Raw genomic sequence first — 19033 nt, forward strand, 5'->3', positions numbered from 1 at the left:
TCAGACCGCGCGGCCCCGTCGCTCCCGGTACCAGGTCACGAGGGCATCGGTCGACGAATCGTCGTGGGCGTCCGGTGCCTCCGTCTGGGTGATGGTGCCGAGTAGCTCCTTGGCCTGGGTCTTGCCCAGTTCGACGCCCCACTGGTCGAAGGGGTTGATGCCCCAGATGGCGCCCTCGACGAAGACCTGGTGCTCGTAGAGCGCGACGAGCTGGCCGATCACCGACGGGGTGAGCCGGGGGGCGAGGATCGAGGTGGTGGGCCGGTTGCCCGGCATCACCTTGTGGGCCACGACATGTGCGGGCACGCCCTCGGCGGCGATCTCGTCGGCGGTCTTGCCGAAGGCGAGCACCTTGGTCTGGGCGAAGAAGTTGCTCATCAGCAGGTCCTGCATGGAGCCCGAGCCGTCGGGAGAGGTCGGTAGGTCGTCGGTCGCTTCGGCGAAACCGATGAAGTCCGCCGGTACCATCCGCGTACCTTGATGCAGCAGTTGGTAAAACGCGTGCTGACCGTTGGTTCCCGGTTCGCCCCAGAAGATCTCGCCGGTGTCGGTGGTGACGTGGTGTCCGCTCGCGGTGACCGACTTCCCGTTCGACTCCATGGTGAGCTGCTGCAGATACGCGGCGAAGCGGGCCATGTCGTTGCTGTAGGGGAGGACCGCGCGGGTGCCGACATCCCAGAAGTTGTTGTACCAGAGGCCGATCAGGCCGAGGATGACCGGCGCGTTGTGTTCCAGCGGCTGGGTGCGGAAGTGCTCGTCGACGATGTGGAAGCCGTCGAGGAACTCGGCGAAGCGTTCCTTGCCGATGGCGGCCATCACCGACAGCCCGATGGCCGAGTCCACCGAGTAGCGGCCCCCGACCCAGTCCCAGAATCCGAACATGTTGTCGGTGTCGATGCCGAACTCCGCGACCTCGGCGGCGTTGGTGCTCACGGCCACGAAATGTTTTGCCACGGCGTCGGAGTCGGCGTCGAGGGCCTGCAGGAGCCACGTGCGCGCGGCGGCGGCGTTGGTCAGCGTCTCGAGGGTGGTGAAGGTCTTCGAGGCGATGATGAACAGCGTGGTCTCGGCGTCGAGGTCGGCGAGCGTGCCGACCATGTCCGCGGGGTCGACGTTGGAGACGAAGTGACAGCGGATCCCGGCGTCGACGTAGTGGCGCAGCGCCTGGTAGACCATCACGGGCCCGAGGTCGGAGCCGCCGATGCCGATGTTGACCACGTCGGTGATGGCTTTGCCGGTGTGTCCCTTCCACTCTCCGCTTCGGAGCCGGTCGGTGAACTCACCCATGCGGGTCAGGACCTCGTGGACGTCGGCGACGACGTCCTGACCGTCGACGGTCAGCGTCGCGTCGGCCGGGAGTCGCAGGGCGGTGTGCAGGACCGCGCGGTCCTCGGAGGTGTTGATGTGGGTTCCGGCGAACATGTCGTCGCGGATCTCCTCGAGACCGATCTCGCGGGCGAGGCTCATCAGCAGTTCGAGGGTCTCGCGCAGGACCCGGTGCTTCGAGTAGTCGATGTGCAGGTCGCCGACGTCGACGGTGAGTTCGCGGCCGCGCGCGGGATCGATCGCGAACACCTCACGCAGGTGCATGGCGTACACGTGCGGTTGATGAGCCGCTAGCGCCTGCCAGGATTGCGTCGCGGTGATGTCGCCGTGATCGGTGCCGGTGAAGTCGCTGCCGGGGGCCTGGGTGCTCATGACCACTAACCCTATGTGGTCGGGGACCCGGCCGCGACGGTCGTCACACGGCCCGGCGATCAGCGGCCCAGCGGTCCGCGTCCCAGGCGTAGCAGCAGCATCGCGAGAGTGTGGCCTTCCTGGCCGAGGTCCTGGAAGCGCTCCAGGACCTTCACCTCCCGGCTGTGGACCAGGCGCGGGCCGCCGGAGGCCATCCGCGCGGCGCCGATCTTCTTCGACACCGCCGACCTGCGTTTGATCGCCGCGAGGATCACGGCATCGAGCCGGTCGATCTCGAGTCGCAGCTGGTCGATGTCGTCGGGCAGGTCGCCGACCTCGGACGAGAGCTGGTACTTGTCGAGGTCGATCGAGTGCTCGAAGGACGTGCCGCCGGACGGGCGGGGGTCCTGAGCGCCGGGGCTGGGGCTGCGATCGGTCACGCGCCCGATTTTGCCACGACGCCCCGCGACGACCCGCACGTGGCCGAGTCACCCGACCCGGCCACGACGGCGCGCGCCGCACATGGAAACTGGAGCGCATGCCCAACGCGCGGATGGTGTCCCTTGTTGCCGTGTCCCTCATCGTGGGCCAGCTGATCATCAGGGGCTGGCTCGTCGCGACCGGCAACTTCTACTGGGACGATCTCGTGCTCGTCGCACGGGCGTCGTCGAATCCGATCCTGTCCTGGGAGTACCTGGGGCACAGTCACGACGGCCACTTCATGCCGGCGGCCTTCCTGCTCGCCGGTGTGGCCACCTGGCTGGCGCCGTTGAACTGGGCGCTGCCGGCGCTGATGCTGGTCGTGATGCAGGCCATCGCATCGGTGGCGGTGTGGCGGATGGTGCGGACGATCGCGCCGCGCGCCCGCATCGGTGCACTGGTCGCGTTGGCGTTCTATCTCTTCAGTCCGATGACGGTGCCCGCGTTCGCCTGGTGGGCGGCCGGCCTCAACACACTGCCCATGCAGGCGGCGATGGCGTGGATCGTCGCCGACGCGGTGCGTCTCGGTCGGGGTGACATCGACGATTCGCGACGCCGGCTGGTGTGGATCCGCTCGACGATCGTCTTCGTGATCGCGTTGGCGTTCTTCGAGAAGTCGCTGTTCATCCTGCCGGTGGCGCTCGTCGCGGCGATCCTCGCGAACGGCGGTGCGCGCGCGACGATGCCGACGCTCCGGGCGGCCCGGGAGTTGTGGGTCGCGCTGACCGTCACCGCCGCGCTGTGGGTGGTCGTGTACTTCGTCACCACGGACCCGACATCGGGTGAGCACTCGGTGGCGCAGACCGCCCGCCTGGTCTGGCGATCGGTGACCGACGCCGTCGTACCGTCGCTCGTCGGCGGGCCGTGGGAGTGGGAGCGGTGGACGCCGAGTCCGCCGACGGGCTTCCCGCAGATGTGGATGATCGTCGGCGGCTGGTTGGTGCTGGCCGCGGTGACGTGGTGGGCGGTGGCCCGCAGACGTGGCGGCGCCGGGATCGTCGCGGCCGCGGCGATCTACGCCGTCGCGGCGCAGATCCCGGTGATGTGGAATCGATCGAGCCCGCAGACCGCGATCGAACTCGCCCAGCACATGCGCTATCTGCCGGACACGGCACTGGTGTTCAGCATCGCGCTGGCCCTGCTGTGCGCGGCGCCGTCCCGGACCGGGGAGGTGGGCGGACGACACGCACGGACCTCCGACGACGAGACCGGACGAGAGGAGGAACGGTCGGCGCTGCCCGCGTTCGCCTCCGTGGTGGGTGCGCTCGTCGTGGTCTCCGCCCTGGTGTCACTGGTCTCGTTCTCGTCGTCGTGGCGGGACAACCCGACCGGCGACTATCTCGAGACCGCGACCGCGTCGCTGCACGACGCCGCGGCGGAGGGCCCGGGCGGCCGGACCCTGCTCGACCAGTCCGTGCCGCTGGAGATCCTGCAGCCGTTCGTCTATCCCGACAATCAGGTCAGCCGGATCTTCGGCCGGGTGGATCCCCGGCCCGACTTCGGGGTGGCGACCGACCGGCTGTTCGTGCTCGACACCGCGGGGAATCTCGTGCCCGGCGGCGTGACGCAACGACGCATCGTCTACGCGGGCGAGGGGACCTGTCGCGCGCCGGAGGTCTCCGGACCCTCCCGACTGCGACTCGACGGCCCGCTGTTCTCCTGGCCCTGGACGATCGCGCTGAGCTACTGCGCGACCCGGGACGGCGAGATCGAGATCGCCCTCGAGGACGGGGATGCCGTCCGCGCGCCGGTCCGGGCGGGCCTGGGTTCGGTGTATGTCCGGATCGACGGCGGCGGCGACCATGTCGACGTCCGTCCCCTGACGCCGGGACTGCGGTTGCACACCGGCGCCGGGCGGGTCGGCGAGGCCGCCGAGGCGCGCTTCGCCGGGGGCTGAGGACTGGTCGACGTGGTCGTCTAGTCGTAGTAGAAGGCGGAGATGTTGTCGCTCTGGTTCTCCGCGGCGATCAGGGCCCGCAGAGCCGACGCTGTCTCCTCCTCGGCGACGAAGTAGACGACCTGTGCGTCGCCGGCCGCGGTGACCTGCTGTTCCATCTGCTTGCGGAGCACCTCGGTGCCCTCCCAGGACGGATCGAAGGTGCCGCCGACGATGTGCTCCCGATACCCCTCACCGAAGGTGATGTGCATGTTGCCGTCGGTGCCGATGCCGTCGAAGATGTAGTCGCCGCGCTTGATCGCGTAGTAGCTGGGCAGACCGGTCACGCTCGCCCCGAAGCGGGCCTGCTCGGGTTCCTTGTTCCCGGTCCGGACATAGACGATCTCGGTGTTGGTCTGCTTCTCGTTGTTGTCGATGAGATCGTTCAGCTCGGTCTCGGTCGAGTCGATGAACGCGAGGTAGGTGAAGGTGTACCGCGAGGCGATGTTGGTGTCCGGCGGGAGGTTGGTGGCGGCACACCGGGTGGTGCCGTCTCGTCCGAAGTCCACGCGCAGGACCACCTTGCACTCACCGCCCACCGCGCCGGGCGGACGGTTGCCGACCGCGAAGTTCAGCGTCAGACCGTAGTTGAAGTGGCCGCGGACGTCGTCGGCGTACGGGCTGCCCTGCACCGTGTAGTCGAAGGCGCACGACGAGGTGGTGCATGCACCGGTCTGGCGCGAGGACACCACCGGTTGCTCCATCCACAGCCCGGGAGCGGGCACCGAGACCAGGTCCGGTACGAGTGCGCGCTGGTTGGCGAACACCTTCTGGGCCTGGTCGGCCGGCTGCAGACTGACCGCGGCGTCGATGTCGTAGGTGACCGGGCCCTGCACGCTCTGACCCTTGACGTTGGTCACGTTCTTCGTCTCCGGATCGAACGTGACCTCCCACGCCCCGATCTTCACCTTGTCGTCACCGACGAACTCGATGGGCGGGTCGGTGGTCGGCCAGCGGCGGGCGTCGGGTGTGCCCTTGTTGGGCGTCGGGAGCTCGGCTCCGAGCGCGGGTGGGTCGCCGGACTCGATGTTGCCGATGTCGCCGGCGAGGTTGTCCGGGCCGAGGATGGTGCCCAGGCGCGGCATGCTGGTGAAGCGGGTCGAGGCCCACTTGTTGTCCAGCGGGCCGGTGTCGAGGTTCGTCTTCTCGGCGTCGACGAGCAGTTCGGTCCACAGGGCGCCGGGCGCACTGATGAACGGGTTGTTGCCGATCTGCCGATATTCGCCCTGCTGCGAGCCGAGCGTGATCGTGCCCTCGGCGGTGTTCGACGTGGTGACGATCAGGTCGTCGAATTCGACCGTTCCCTCGCCGCGCTCGTCGTCGTATTTGTAGGTGACCTTGCCGGTGAACTCGGCCGCCGGACTGGTCGCCAACTTGAATAGCACCTCGTCGAGGCTCTTTTGCGCCCGGAACGCGGGCGTGGGCTCGACGGTGCCCGCGCTGCTGAACGGTACGAACGACAGGACGAGCGCGATGACGAGGGCCAGCGCTCCGACACCGAGGACGATGGCGGCGGGGACGATGGACGGTCTCTTCATGGGCGCCTCTTCCTGCTCGCCGGGGCGTCGTCGCCGCATGCGGGTGTTCGCAGACAGGGCACCCCGAGCCGGTGGTACCGCGTCATATTAGCCGCGGGGCACGACGATCGGGGCCTCAACTCACGGGGTCGGTCGACTGTTCGGTGGACCTCCCGACGGGGCGGAGCGGACCGGCCGACGAGGGTCTGTCGGCGGCGGCGAGTAGCCTGGACAACCGATGAACAGCTCTTCTTCTGCCCCTCTTCTCGCCGGTCGCGCGGGCGGCGCATCCTCGGGTGCGGCCGCCGACGACCGGGTCGCGCGCCTGCTCGAAGGTCTCAACCCGCAACAGCGCGCCGCGGTCCTGCACGCCGGCGCGCCGTTGCTGATCGTGGCGGGCGCGGGCTCGGGCAAGACGGCGGTGCTGACCCGCCGGATCGCCTACCTGCTGGCCGCGCGGGATGTCACGCCCGGGCAGATCCTGGCCATCACGTTCACCAACAAGGCCGCTGCGGAGATGCGTGAACGCGTCATCGATCTCGTCGGCCCGCGTGCCGCGTACATGTGGGTCTCGACGTTCCACTCGACGTGTGTGCGCATCCTGCGGGCGCAGTCCGGGCTGCTGGAGTCGATGAACTCGAACTTCTCCATCTACGACTCCGACGACTCGAAACGGTTGTTCGGGATGGTCATCCGCGACCTCGACCTCGACCCCAAGAAGTTCAGCCCGCGTGGGGTGTCGGTGGCCGTGTCGAACTTCAAGAACGAGCTGATCTCGCCCGACGAGGCGCTGGCCTCGGCACCCGAGGACGACCCGACGTCGACGACGATCGCGCGGATCTACGCCGAGTACCAGCGTCGCCTGCGTGCCGCCAACGCCTTCGACTTCGACGATCTGATCGGCGAGACCGTGGCACTGCTGCACCGGCACCCGCAGGTCGCCGAGTACTACCGGCGCCGGTTCCGTCACGTCCTCGTCGACGAGTACCAGGACACCAACCACGCGCAGTACGTGCTCATCCGCGAACTGGTCGGGGAGCAGACCACGGCGAGCGGTCTGGAGCCCTCGGAACTGTGCGTCGTCGGCGATGCCGACCAGTCCATCTACGCCTTCCGCGGTGCCACGATCCGCAACATCGAGGAGTTCGAGCGCGACTTCCCGTCCGCCGAAACCGTTCTGCTCGAACAGAACTACCGGTCGACGCAGACGATCCTGTCGGCGGCCAACGCCGTCATCGCACGCAACTCGAACCGGCGCGAGAAGCGGTTGTGGACCGACTCCGGCGACGGCGAACTGATCGTCGGATACGTCGCCGACTCCGACCGCGACGAGTCGACGTTCATCGCCAAGGAGATCGAGGAACTCACCGACTACTCGATCGGCGGTTCGTCGAGCTTCAAGTACTCCGACGTCGCGGTGTTCTACCGCACCAACACCGGTTCGCGTGCCATCGAGGAAGTGTTCGTCCGGCACGGGATTCCGTACAAGGTCGTCGGCGGCACCAAGTTCTACGAACGCAAGGAAGTCCGGGATGTGGTCGCCTACCTGCGGGTGGTCGCCAATCCCGACGACTCGGTCAGCCTGCGCCGCATCCTCAACACCCCTCGGCGCGGCATCGGCGACCGCGCGGAAGCCTGCGTCGCCGTCCATTCGGAGAACACCGGCCGGAGCTTCTACGAGTCGCTGATGGACGCGGCCGAGGGCAAGGTGGCACTGCTGAACACGCGGGCCGTCAAGCAGATCGGCGGGTTCGTCGACCTCATCGAGGGACTGCGATCGGACTTCCTCACCCACTTCGGCGAGGCGGGTACCGAAGACGCCGACGTGGCCTTCCTCGACGCCACCGAGGAGTCGGCCGACATCGGCGAGCTCGTCGACGCGATCGTCGAGCGGACCGGTTACCGCGCCGAACTCGAGGCCTCCAACGATCCGCAGGATGGCGCGCGTCTCGACAACATCAACGAACTCGTCGCCGTGGCAAGGGAATTCAGCGCCGATGCCGCGCAGGTCGATGTCGACGCGCCGGACGACGACGTCGAGGTCGATCGCGAGGGTGAGGCCGAACCCGGTTCGCTCGCAGCGTTTCTCGAGCGTGTCTCGCTGGTCGCCGACGCCGATCAGGTGCCCGACGAAGGCGAGGGTGTCGTCACGATGATGACCCTGCACACCGCCAAGGGGCTCGAGTTCCCGGTCGTCTTCGTGACCGGTTGGGAAGACGGACATTTCCCGCACATGCGGGCACTCGGCGATCCGGCCGAGTTGAGCGAGGAACGACGCCTCGCCTACGTCGGCATCACCCGCGCGAAGCAACGTCTGTACCTCACCCGGTCGATCACCCGCGCGTCGTGGGGACAGCCGGTGTCCAACCCGGAATCCCGCTTCTTGCAAGAGATCCCGCAGCATCTGCTCGACTGGCGGCGCACCGAACCGCGGCGCTCGGCGCGCGGCTTCGGCGGGTCGTCGGGCGGAGTGTTCGGCCGCGACGGCGCGTTCTCCGGTTCGGGCGGTTCGTCGATGGGACGCGGGAGGTCGTCGTACTCGCCGGATCCGGCACGCGGACGCAACAAGCAGGTCCAGCTCGACATCGGCGATCGACACAACCACCCGAAGTACGGGATGGGCAAGGTCGTGGCCAAGGAGGGCAGCGGCGCCACCGAACGCGTCACGATCGACTACGGCGGCAGCGCGGGACGCGTCACGCTTCTCACCGCAGGCGGGATTCCCGGGGACAAGCTCTAGGGAGCGCGCGCGGCGGGCCCTGCGAGGCTCGTCGACCTCGACGCGCTCCTTCGTCGCTTGCTCGGCCCGGCGGCTATCGCTCCTCGCACCTCAGGGGGCAGAGAGGCTGCTATCCGGTGTAACCGGAGAGCTTCACGCCCTTGGCGGCGAGCCACGGCACAGGATCGATCTTGGTGTTGCCGTTCTTCCACACCTCGAAGTGCAGGTGCGGGCCGAACGAGAAGCCCTCGTTGCCGACCAGGGCGATGACGTCGCCGGCCGTGACGCGCTGGCCTTCCTGGACCAGGACGCCGGAGGAGGACATGTGGCCGTACATGGTGACGGTTCCGTCGGCCGCCTGGATCTGGACCCAGTGGCCGTAGCCCGAGGCGGGCTCGGCCTTGATCACGACGCCGTCGGTGGCCGCGTGGATCGGGGTCCCGAGCGGCGCGGCCATGTCGATGCCACCGTGCATGGTGCCCCAGCGCATCGCGAAGGCGGAGGTGAAGTCGTAGCTGCCCAGCGGGATCGGCGAGGTGAAGAGCGGGCGCCGGGCCAGGGCCTCGCGGCGGTCCGCGTCCGCGGCCATCTTGGCGCCGACACCCAGCTGATTGGTGAAAACGTTCATCTGGTCGGTCTGCGGCGTCGCAGCGGCCACTCCGGGGCCCAGTTCGACCGGTGCGGCTCCTTGCGCCGACGCGTCGTTGACGGCGGCGGCATTCACCGGTGCGGGCGCCTCGTCGTTGGTACCGACCTGGGCGACGGCGGCGACGGCCGCTCCCGCTGCCATGGCGATGAGGGCCGCGCGCCCGCCCTTGAGGGCGTTCGGAGGGGCAGCGATGCGATGTTTGCCGCCGCGGCGGACGCGCTGTCCGGCCGGATTGGTCCGGAAGGGGCGGTGTTCGGTGTCGGTGTCGAGATCGTCATCGGTGACGAGGTCGAGTTCGCCTCCGTCGAAGAGGTCGAGTTCGGCACCGTCGACGTCGAACGGCTCGTCGTGCGCGTACTGGTCGAATTCGTGCTCGGGAATCAGGATGTCCTGAGTGATCTCCGAGCGGGTGGGACGGTAGTAGCCCTGCCACGACGACGGGGTCCAGCCGGCGTCCGAGGACTCCCGCGTGGTGGCGTCGGAGTCGGCGAAATCGAAGTCGTACTCGCTGAGGTCGTACCCGGCGGCCTCGTCGGTGTCGACGATGGGGATGATCGTGGTCATCTCTTCCGCTGTGACGTCATCGATCAACCCGCCCGATCGGACGCGGCCCGATCCGCGTGAGACACCGAGTCCCGCCAAATCGTCCACCTCATCTCTTGCTGCCGCATCTCGTCGTTGGCGGATTCGAAGTCACCGTTCGTAATGCTTCTGTGACCACCGCTGAGAGCCGACGGTAACGAAATGATTGCGGCAAGTCCAACCGTAGAAAGCGACAAACCGGGATATTGTGAGCTGAGTCACATGACTTTGCGGCACTGCTCGAAAGTGGCGAATACGCTGTTCAATACAGCAAATTCAACCTGTGAGCCCCGCACGACGCCGCACGGCGGTGTAAGTGCAGTTCATGGGCGCACGGGATGCGGTGTACCCCTCACAAGGCGGTGCCAATACTGTGAGAACCGGCCGAGCGAGTGATCTGTCGCACAAGCGCAGGGTGCGCGCGGGGTGGCGATTCACGGCAGGTTTAAAGTCCGATATGGCCCGCATTACACCCTTGCGCGGGCAAATCTACGAGATGGTGAGCTGAATGGATCTCTTCGAATACCAGGCGAAGGAACTGTTCGCCAAGCACGGGGTTCCCACCACACCCGGTCGGGTGACCGATGATGCCGCCGACGCGCGGGCGATCGCCGAGGAAATCGGCAAGCCTGTGATGATCAAGGCGCAGGTCAAGACCGGCGGGCGTGGCAAGGCAGGCGGCGTCAAGTACGCCGCGACCCCGGACGACGCGCAGTCCCACGCTTCCAACATCCTTGGCCTCGACATCAAGGGCCATGTCGTCAAGAAGCTGCTGGTCGCCGAGGCCAGCGACATCGCGGAGGAGTACTACATCTCCTTCCTGCTCGATCGCACCAACCGCTCGTACCTGGCCATGTGCTCGGTCGAGGGCGGCATGGAGATCGAAGAGGTCGCCGCAACCAAGCCCGAGCGCCTCGCGAGGGTCGCCGTCGACGCCGTGAAGGGTGTCGATCTGGAAACCGCGCGCTCGATCGCCGAGCAGGGCCATCTGCCCGCCGAGGTGCTCGACGCCGCAGCGGTCACCATCGCGAAGCTCTGGGAGGTGTTCGTCAAGGAGGACGCCACCCTGGTCGAGGTCAACCCGCTCGTCCGCACGCCGGACGATCAGATTCTCGCCCTCGACGGCAAGGTCACCCTCGATGCCAACGCCGACTTCCGTCAGCCCGGCCACGAGGAGTTCGAGGATCGCGACGCCACCGATCCCCTGGAGCTCAAGGCCAAGGAGAACGACCTCAACTACGTCAAGCTCGACGGTGAGGTCGGCATCATCGGTAACGGCGCGGGCCTGGTCATGTCGACCCTCGACGTGGTTGCCTACGCCGGTGAGAAGCACAACAACGTGAAGCCCGCGAACTTCCTCGACATCGGCGGCGGCGCCTCGGCCGAGGTCATGGCTGCCGGTCTCGACGTCATCCTCGGCGACGAGCAGGTCAAGAGCGTCTTCGTCAACGTCTTCGGTGGCATCACCGCGTGTGACGCCGTCGCCAACGGCATCGTCGGGGCCCTGGAGAAGCTGGGGTCGGACGCCAACAAGCCGCTGGTCGTCCGCCTCGACGGCAACAAGGTCGACGAAGGCCGCAAGATCCTGGCCGATGCGAACCACCCGTTGGTCACGCTCGCCGAAACCATGGACTCGGGCGCCGACAAGGCCGCCGAGCTGGCGAGCAAGTAAGGGAGCCACGGAATATGTCGATCTTTCTGAACAAAGACAACAAGGTCATCGTCCAGGGCATCACCGGCGGTGAGGGCACCAAGCACACCGCTCTGATGCTCAAGGCCGGCACCAACGTGGTCGGCGGTGTCAACGCACGCAAGGCCGGCACCACCGTGTCGCACGTCGACGCCGACGGCAACAACGTCGAGCTCCCGGTGTTCGCATCGGTCGCCGAGGCCATGAAGGAGACCGGGGCCGACACCTCGATCGCCTTCGTGCCGCCGAAGTTCTCCAAGGACGCCATCATCGAGGCCATCGACGCGGAGATCCCGCTGCTCGTGGTCATCACCGAGGGCATCCCGGTGCAGGACTCCGCCTACGCGTGGGCCTACAACGTGGAGAAGGGCGAGAAGACCCGCATCATCGGCCCCAACTGCCCCGGCATCATCACCCCGGGTGAGGCGCTGGTGGGCATCACGCCGAACAACATCACCGGCAAGGGTCCGATCGGTCTGGTCTCCAAGTCGGGCACCCTGACCTACCAGATGATGTACGAGCTGCGCGATCTCGGCTTCTCGACCGCCATCGGCATCGGCGGAGACCCGGTCATCGGGACCACCCACATCGACGCCATCGAGGCGTTCGAGAAGGATCCCGAGACCAAGCTGATCGTCATGATCGGTGAGATCGGTGGCGACGCCGAGGAGAAGGCCGGCGAGTACATCAAGGCCAACGTGACCAAGCCGGTCGTCGGTTACGTCGCGGGCTTCACCGCTCCCGAGGGCAAGACCATGGGCCACGCGGGAGCCATCGTCTCCGACGGTGCGGGCACCGCCCAGGGCAAGAAGGAGGCCCTCGAGGCCGCGGGCGTCAAGGTCGGCAAGACGCCGTCCGAGACCGCTTCGCTGGCCCGAGAGCTCTACCAGGCCCTGTAGGGCAGACGAGAACCGAAGAACCCGAGCGGGTCTGCCCGCTCGGGTTTTTTCGTGGCCCGACCGGCCCTGATCCCGCATGCGATAATTCGTCGGTGGACTCCCGGGCGCGACGCGGCGCGATCTCCCAGCTCGCGGGGGAGTCGCTGCGATTCGCCGGGGTGATGGCCGACGTCGCCGAACGGATGCCCCTCGCGGGCGGGCTCATCGGGTCCGTACGCGTGCGGCTGGCCGAAGCCGCCGACACCGCTGTCACCGTGGTGGTCTCGACGACGCGAACCGTTCTGGGCGTCGTCATCCGGGAGGTGGTCGACGCTCTGGTCGAGGAGGTCGACCTCACCGACCTCGTGCTCACCCATGTCGATCTCAAGCGGCTGATCTCCGAGGTGCTCGCGCTCATCGATCGACGAGGTGATCACCGGTGTCGATCTCGATCGCGCTGTGGCGCAAGTGGATCTGATGGCGGCGATCGACCTGGTGGACCTCGACGCGGTGATCCGGAAGGTCGATCTCGACTCCATCGCCACCGGGATCGACATCGACGCGATCGCCGCCCGCATCGACATCGACGCCATCCTCGGGCGGGTCGACCTGATCGGACTCGCCGAGGAGATCATCGACGGCGTCGACCTCCCCGACATCATCCGCGAGGCGAGTACCTCGGTGACCGCCGATGTCATGACCGACGTGCGCAGCACCAGTGAGCGAGCCGACGACGCAGTGGCCAACGCGGTCAACCGGTTTCTGCGTCGACGCGGTGCCGCGGCCGTCGAGGCCGCTCCCGACGCCGAGGGGCCGCGATGAGCGCCGAGACCACTCCCGGCGGACCGGGCCACCCGCTGGTGCACAAGGCGCACGCGGTGCAGGACCGGGACAAGAACGCCGGCATCGTGAGCCGGGGTGTGGCCTCGTTCCTCGACCTGCTCGTCGTGTGGACGATCCTCGGTGCCGCCTACGCGGGCCTGTCGCTGATGAAGTTCGTCGTCTCGGTGAGTGAATTCTCGCTGCCGCAGGTCGATCTCGTCTTCACGACGACCGGCTTCGTGCTGGTCGCGGTGCTCTACCTCGCGACGTGCTGGGAGGTCTCCGGGCGCACGCTCGGGTCGGTCGTGATGGGCCTGCGCGTGGTCAATTCGGAGGGTGCGCGAATCCGGCCGACCATCGCGGTGCTGCGCGCACTGCTGTGCACCTTCTTCGCGATAGGTCTCGTGTGGGTGGTGATCGATCGGCGTCGCCGATCGGTGGCCGACGTCCTTCTGCGCACCCGGGTCATCTACTCTCGGTGACCGCCTTGAGCTGACTCAGCCCCTTCTCGAAGTCCTTGCCCAGCATCCGGTCGAAGATGCCGAAGAATCCGGCCACCCGGCTGAACATCGTCTGCGCGCCCACCATCGTCCAGGACACCCGCGTCGCCTGACCCTGGGGCACGAGTTCGAAGGTGACCGTGTTGGTGGTCTTCATGGGCTTCTCGAACTCCAGGCGCACCTCCACCTCACGAGGCTCGTCGACACGCGTGATCTCCATGGCCCCTCGACCGGCCTTCCGGTTGCCCGACCACGCGTATTTCGCCCCCACTCCGGACTCCGCACCCGAATACTCGCGGGCCATGTCCGGATCGACGCCCTCCCATGGGGACCAGTGCACCCACTGCCGGAAGTCGGTCAGGTACGGCAGCACCGCGTCGGGTGGCGCATCGACGGTCAGGGAGCGGGTGATGCGGAACGTGTCGGACATGAGGGCCTCCGGAAGAGATCGGTCGGTCGGAGTTCGGACGTGGTCGTCGAGCTGACGAGAGTATGACACCGAGGGCCGACATGACATCGCCGCGACGAACGGTCGGCGACGGGCACGGGTGGCCCGGGCCCGGCGGGATACGGTGTGAGGCATGGGTGAACGGGCACGGCTCACGGCGTCGGAACTGCGGGTGATGCTCGTCGACGACGGGACGTGGGAATCGTGGGATGTACCGGTCGGCGCACCGGCCGCGACATCCGACGGCACCGATGACACCTATACCGCGGAGCTCGAACGGGTCCGTCGCACCAGCGGGTCGGACGAATCGGTGAGCACCGGCGCGGGCTCGATCGGTGGGCGACGAGTGGCGATGGTCCTGAGTGAGTTCGAGTTCCTCGCCGGGTCGATCGGGCGTGCCGCCGGGGCACGGATCGTCGCCGCGGTGCGACGCGCGACGCGCGAGCGGCTTCCGTTGCTGGCCTTTCCCGCGTCGGGCGGCACCCGGATGCAGGAGGGGACTGCGGCATTCCTGCAGATGGTCGCGATCACCGGTGCCGTGACCGACCACAAGGCCGCCGGACTGCCCTACCTGGTGTACCTGCGACATCCGACGACGGGCGGTGTGTTCGCCTCGTGGGGTTCACTCGGGCACATCACCTGGGCGCAGCCCGGAGCGCTCATCGGCTTCCTCGGGCCGCGTGTCTACGAAGGCATCCACGGTGAGCCCTTTCCCGCGGATGTCCAGACCGCCGAGAACCTGGTCCGGACAACGGTTGTCGATGACGTGGTCGAGCCGGTGGACCTCCCCGCCCGCCTGTCGGCGGTGCTGCGTCTCCTCGCCCGCCGGGATGAGCCGGTGGCGCCGGCCGACCCGATCCGGGCTTGGCCCCAGAGCGCCCGCCCGCTCGAGCCGGACGACGCGTGGGCATGTGTGCGCGCAACCCGCGAGCCCGGCCGTGCGGGCCTGGTCGAGTTCCTGGCTCAGGGCGAGTCGGCGCCGCTGTCAGATGCCGGACCGCTTCGATTCTCGCTCAGCGACTTCGGCGGACACGTCGCCCTGGTCGTCGGATACGACCGGAGGTCACAGGCGGACGGCGACCTGCCGGGTCCGAGGCACCTGCGCGAGGCGCGCCGGGCGATCCTGGCGGCGAGCGACCTCGGACTGCCGGTGGTCACCGTGATCGACACCCCGGGTGCGGAGCTGTCCGTCGTCGCCGAGGAGGGTGGTCTCGCGGCGCAGATAGCCCGCTGCACAGTCGAATTGATCAGCGCTCCGATTCCGACGGTCTCCGTGCTGCTCGGCCAGGGTGCGGGCGGTGCGGCGCTCGCGCTCTTCCCCGCCGACTTCCGGGTCGCGCGCGCAGACGCCTGGCTGTCACCGCTGCCGCCCGAGGGTGCCAGCCTCATCGTGCACCGCGACCTCGACCACGCCGGCGAGATGGCCTCACGGCAGGGCATTCTCGCCGGGCGCATGGCTGCGCAGGGCATGATCGACGCGGTTGTCGACGAGGAGTCGGACGCGGCCGCGCTGTCGGCGATCCGCAGTGTGATCGGACGGTATCTCTCGGCATCGCCGGAACCGGACGCCGGCGCGCGGACCCGCGTGCCGGCGGTGGACGCGTGATGGGCGAGCGCATCGTGGCCGTCGGCGCCCTCATCACCGATGAGGACGGTCGAATCCTGCTGATACTGCGTCGGAACGAGCCGTCGGCCGGACACTGGAGTCTCCCCGGTGGCAAAGTCGAGCCCGGGGAGTCGTTGCGGCAGGCGGTCATCCGCGAGGTGGAGGAGGAGACCGGCCTGGTCGTCGAGGTCGGCGAACCGGCCATCCAGCTGGACATCCCGGTGGGCGACGGGCGCGTCTACGAGGTACACGACTTCCGTGCCGAGATCCGTTCGGGGGAGCTGTGTCCCGGTGACGACGCCGCCGACGCGGCATACTTCACCCCGGCCGAGGTGCGCACGGCCAAGGTCACCAGCCGGCTGGTGGAGTACCTCGAGCAGGCCGGCGCCCTGCCGCCGGAGGTGCCCTGAGTCTTCGCGGCCGTCAGGTGTCACCGGCTCTCGCCGGCGGGGTCGACGTGGTGAACGGGAGTGGTTTTGTGCAGGATGGAGAAATGACCGACCTACTGCCCCTGGACCCCGACCAACTCCTCACCACGACGCGCTCGGTGCGCAAACGTCTCGACTTCGATCGTCCCGTGCCGCTCGACGTGGTCAAGGAGGCGCTCGAGGTGGCGTTGCAGGCGCCGACCGGCAGCAACAGCCAGACCTGGCACTGGATCGTGCTCACCGACCCCGAGCTGAAGCAGAAGGTCGCGGATTACTACGCGAAGTCGTTCGCCAAGTACTACGCCGGGCAGGCGCCGCGCGACGACACCGGTAAGCGCGTCGCGTCCAGCGCGCAGTACCTCGCCGACACGATGGGACAGGTCCCGGTGCTGGTCATCGGCGCCATCTACACCGGCGGAGACCTGCCCGCGGGAAACCAGGCCGGCGTGTGGGGCTCGTTGTTGCCCGGCGCCTGGAGCCTGCAACTGGCTCTGCGCGCCCGCGGACTCGGGTCGGCGTGGACGACCCTGCATCTGAATTACGAGAAGGAGATCGCCGAGCTCCTCGGCATCCCGGCCAACATCCATCAGGGTGTGCTGTTGCCGGTGGCCTACACCAAGGGCACCGATTTCAAGCCGGCACCGCGGAAGTCCCTCGATTCCGTCCTCCACATCGACGGATGGTGAGGACGGGGTGCCGGGTCACTCCTGATCCGGCACCTCGCACCGCAGGGCCGCCAGTGCCATCGCGGTGAGCAGACGGCGCAATCCATGCTGGTCGAAGTCGGGCAGGCGAGGTGAGGAATTGAGCAGCCCGAACATGGCGTGGACGCGCACGCGCGCCTCGTCGCGATCGAGGGTCATGCCGTTCTCGTCGGTCACGGCGAGGAGCACATCCACCCACCGTTCCACATAGCGGCGCTGCAGCAGTCGGACCCGGTGGTTCGCGGCCGGGGTCATCGAGGACAGGTCGCGATCCTGCACCGTGATGAGATCGGGGCGGGTGACGAGGACGTCGATGTGAAAGCCGATGAGCGCGGCCAGGGTTTCCGACGGTGAACCGCCGCGGTCGGCGACCTCGCTGCCGCCGTCGTGCAGTCGCTGACTGATATCGATGAGCATCTCGTCGAGAAGTTCGGTCTTCGAGGAGAAATGGCGGTACATCGCCGGTCCGCTCACTCCGACCGCCCGTCCGATGTCCTCCAGCCGCACCCCGGCGAATCCGCGCTCGGCCATCTGACGGGCGGCGGCGGACAGCAATTCGGCACGACGGGCCGCCTTGGCCTGGGTTCGGCGCGTCGGCGGACGATTCGTGGCTTCCGATTCGTCCTCGCGCGGTTCCTGCGTCGCGGACATCGATCCCGCACTCTACGCGTTCGGGCGTGCGGACGGGCCGCGCCCCGACGGCGTCGAAAGCGCCGGAAAGCGGCCGTGGTGACCCGGTCGAATGAAAAGTGGGCTGACCGGTGCGTCCCGGCCCGGGTACGGCCTAGTCTTGCGCAAGGTCGCACGCCGGAACGGCGGGCGCAGGCAATGCGAAGGCGGCGGGCCGGTCCCGCGGCAGGCGACGAGGAGCGGATCGTGAATCCAGGCGAACCCCAGCATCCGGGCGGTCAGTGGTCAGGCGTCCCGCAGGGACCACCTCAGACCGGGGGGTTCGCCGGCAACCAGGACCAGACGGCCCACGTCCAACACCCCAATACCGGCGGCCTGCCCGGTCAGCAGTGGGCACCCGACCAGCAGTACCCGTATCCCGGGGGCGGATGGGGACGACAACCGTCCCGTGGTCCAGGCGCCGACCTGTCGGTCATCTTCGCGCTGGCGTCCGCGGTCGCCGGAATCGTCACGTATTTCATGGGCTTCCTCAGTTGGATCTCGGTGTCGGCGGGCGCCGAGGAGGAACTCAATCGCTGGGGAGCCGACTTCGAGGAGGGCCAGGGCGGGATCCCCGCATTCTTCTCCTATGAGATCGTCCTGAACCCCGGGAAGTTCTTCATCGTGCTCGGGGTGGTCGGCATCGCGGCGACGTTCGTGCTCGTTCCGCGCTATCGCAGGGCGCTACCGTTCTTGGCGGTCGTCGGAATCGCCGCGTGGCTGGCGCTGTTCGCGGCGGCCCTGATCACGCCGCCGTTCCTCGAGCTGGGTGCCGGTGCGATCGTCGGCCTCATCCTCGGCTTCCTACAGGTGGCGCTGCTCATCGCAGCGGCATTCTTGTACGGTCTGAAGAAGGATGACCCGCAACACTTCTGACCACGGAACCGACGATCCGGTCGTCGGTGTCCTGCGTCGTGCCGGCTGTGTCTTCGCCGAGGAGGAAGCCGCAGTTCTGCGCGAGCATGCCGCCGGCGCAGCCGAACTCGATGAGCTCTGTGCACGTCGCGCGGCCGGCGAGCCGCTCGAGCATCTGGTGGGATGGGTGCGATTCGGCGACCTGCGGTTGCGCGTCGGCCCGGGCGTCTTCGTGCCGCGGCAACGCTCACTGCTGTTGGCGCGCATCGCGGTCGCCGCGGTGCGGGCGCGACGGTCTCCGCTCGTGCTAGAGGCATTCTGCGGCGTCGCGCCCATCGCCGCGACGGTTGCCGCCGCAGGCCTCGACGCACGCTTGCACGTGATCGACATCGACCCCGCTGCGCTGGCCTGCGCTCGACAGAACCTACCGCGCGGCAGCGGGGTTCATCTGGGCGACGGGCTGAGTCCACTACCGCCGGGGTTGCGGGGACACGTCGACGTGATCGCCGCGGTCCCGCCGTACGTCCCCGACGCCTCGGTCGGGTTCCTTCCTCACGAAGCGTGTGACCACGAACCGCGCAACGCACTGGTCGGTGGCCCCGACGGACTCGACCACATCCTGGAGCTGATCAGAGCCGCCCGGGACTGGCTGTGCGTCGGCGGCGAGTTGCTCATCGAGATGAACAAGGCACAGTACGGTCCGGTCGTCCGCGAGGGGCGAACCGGTGCGCCCTACGACTGTGACGTCGTCTCCGGCGACGACGGCCAGACCGCCGTGGCGCGTCTTCGGCGGACGCGCTGACGGCAGTCGAACCCGCCCTGGAAACCGCCCTCCAGCAGACAGCAAATGGGCATATCGGGCTGTTGCAAAAT

The 19033-nt window shown here is 68.0% G+C and carries 16 protein-coding genes and 1 pseudogene; 11 read left to right on the top strand and 6 right to left on the bottom strand.

What is annotated here, in order from left to right; all coding sequences use genetic code 11:
* Both pgi and AMD30_RS12300 read right to left on the bottom strand, forming a co-directional pair.
* Positions 1-1698, bottom strand: coding sequence for a glucose-6-phosphate isomerase (pgi, locus tag AMD30_RS12295; RefSeq protein ID WP_055475844.1), 1698 nt, complete (start codon positions 1696-1698; stop codon positions 1-3).
* Between the two features lie 59 nt (positions 1699-1757).
* The gene (locus AMD30_RS12300; RefSeq protein WP_010843604.1) at positions 1758-2117 is read right to left on the bottom strand and encodes a chorismate mutase; all 360 of its coding nucleotides are present in this window, start codon (positions 2115-2117) and stop codon (positions 1758-1760) included.
* Between the two features lie 98 nt (positions 2118-2215).
* Between AMD30_RS12300 and AMD30_RS12305 the strand changes: the two genes are divergently transcribed.
* Positions 2216-4054 carry a hypothetical protein gene (locus AMD30_RS12305; RefSeq protein ID WP_055475828.1) on the top strand — a complete coding sequence of 613 codons (1839 nt, stop codon included), beginning with the start codon at positions 2216-2218 and terminating at the stop codon, positions 4052-4054.
* Between the two features lie 20 nt (positions 4055-4074).
* Here the strand turns inward: AMD30_RS12305 and AMD30_RS12310 are convergent, their stop codons facing one another.
* Positions 4075-5631 carry a hypothetical protein gene (locus AMD30_RS12310; RefSeq protein ID WP_055475829.1) on the bottom strand — a complete coding sequence of 519 codons (1557 nt, stop codon included), beginning with the start codon at positions 5629-5631 and terminating at the stop codon, positions 4075-4077.
* 217 nt (positions 5632-5848) lie between these two features.
* Between AMD30_RS12310 and AMD30_RS12315 the strand changes: the two genes are divergently transcribed.
* Positions 5849-8350: a UvrD-helicase domain-containing protein gene (locus tag AMD30_RS12315; RefSeq protein WP_055475830.1), complete on the top strand. Its 2502-nt coding sequence runs from the start codon at positions 5849-5851 to the stop codon at positions 8348-8350.
* Positions 8351-8459: 109 nt separating this feature from the next.
* On the opposite strand, the gene AMD30_RS12320 is transcribed toward AMD30_RS12315, so the two are convergent.
* Positions 8460-9629: a M23 family metallopeptidase gene (locus AMD30_RS12320; protein ID WP_055475831.1), complete on the bottom strand. Its 1170-nt coding sequence runs from the start codon at positions 9627-9629 to the stop codon at positions 8460-8462.
* 439 nt (positions 9630-10068) lie between these two features.
* Between AMD30_RS12320 and sucC the strand changes: the two genes are divergently transcribed.
* The 4 genes and pseudogenes from sucC (at position 10069) to AMD30_RS12340 (ending at position 13432) form a co-directional block, all read left to right on the top strand.
* Entirely contained in the window at positions 10069-11232 is a 1164-nt protein-coding gene (sucC, locus tag AMD30_RS12325; protein WP_010843609.1) for an ADP-forming succinate--CoA ligase subunit beta, read from the top strand.
* 14 nt (positions 11233-11246) lie between these two features.
* Positions 11247-12149 (top strand): succinate--CoA ligase subunit alpha, encoded by a 903-nt coding sequence (gene sucD / locus AMD30_RS12330; RefSeq protein WP_004020100.1) that lies wholly within the window; start codon positions 11247-11249, stop codon positions 12147-12149.
* 92 nt (positions 12150-12241) lie between these two features.
* A pseudogene (locus AMD30_RS12335) lies at positions 12242-12950 on the top strand (hypothetical protein).
* On the top strand, positions 12947-13432 hold the full coding sequence (locus AMD30_RS12340; RefSeq protein WP_010843611.1) for an RDD family protein: 486 nt from the start codon (positions 12947-12949) through the stop codon (positions 13430-13432). The pseudogene AMD30_RS12335 and the gene AMD30_RS12340 overlap by 4 nt, the downstream one beginning before the upstream one ends.
* Here the strand turns inward: AMD30_RS12340 and AMD30_RS12345 are convergent.
* Entirely contained in the window at positions 13416-13880 is a 465-nt protein-coding gene (locus AMD30_RS12345; protein WP_055475845.1) for an SRPBCC family protein, read from the bottom strand. The genes AMD30_RS12340 and AMD30_RS12345 overlap by 17 nt on opposite strands.
* A 151-nt stretch (positions 13881-14031) precedes the next feature.
* Between AMD30_RS12345 and AMD30_RS12350 the strand changes: the two genes are divergently transcribed.
* The 3 genes from AMD30_RS12350 (at position 14032) to AMD30_RS12360 (ending at position 16618) form a co-directional block, all read left to right on the top strand.
* Positions 14032-15504 carry a carboxyl transferase domain-containing protein gene (locus tag AMD30_RS12350; RefSeq protein ID WP_055475832.1) on the top strand — a complete coding sequence of 491 codons (1473 nt, stop codon included), beginning with the start codon at positions 14032-14034 and terminating at the stop codon, positions 15502-15504.
* Positions 15504-15914: an NUDIX hydrolase gene (locus AMD30_RS12355; protein ID WP_055475833.1), complete on the top strand. Its 411-nt coding sequence runs from the start codon at positions 15504-15506 to the stop codon at positions 15912-15914. The genes AMD30_RS12350 and AMD30_RS12355 overlap by 1 nt, the downstream gene beginning before the upstream one ends.
* Positions 15915-15997: 83 nt before the next feature.
* The gene (locus tag AMD30_RS12360) at positions 15998-16618 is read left to right on the top strand and encodes a nitroreductase family protein (RefSeq protein WP_044506138.1); all 621 of its coding nucleotides are present in this window, start codon (positions 15998-16000) and stop codon (positions 16616-16618) included.
* 15 nt (positions 16619-16633) lie between these two features.
* On the opposite strand, the gene AMD30_RS12365 is transcribed toward AMD30_RS12360, so the two are convergent.
* On the bottom strand, positions 16634-17287 hold the full coding sequence (locus AMD30_RS12365) for a TetR/AcrR family transcriptional regulator (RefSeq protein ID WP_055475834.1): 654 nt from the start codon (positions 17285-17287) through the stop codon (positions 16634-16636).
* 225 nt (positions 17288-17512) lie between these two features.
* On the opposite strand from AMD30_RS12365, the gene AMD30_RS12370 reads away from it, so the two are divergent.
* Positions 17513-18181, top strand: coding sequence for a DUF5336 domain-containing protein (locus AMD30_RS12370; protein WP_055475846.1), 669 nt, complete (start codon positions 17513-17515; stop codon positions 18179-18181).
* A complete protein-coding gene (locus tag AMD30_RS12375) occupies positions 18162-18962 on the top strand; it encodes a methyltransferase (protein ID WP_055475835.1) in 801 nt (266 codons plus the stop codon). Before AMD30_RS12370 ends, AMD30_RS12375 begins: the two co-directional genes overlap by 20 nt.
* The last annotated feature ends 71 nt before the right edge of the window (positions 18963-19033 follow it).

Origin of the sequence: Gordonia sp. HS-NH1 (assembly GCF_001418765.1) — a bacterium.
GTDB lineage: Bacteria > Actinomycetota > Actinomycetes > Mycobacteriales > Mycobacteriaceae > Gordonia.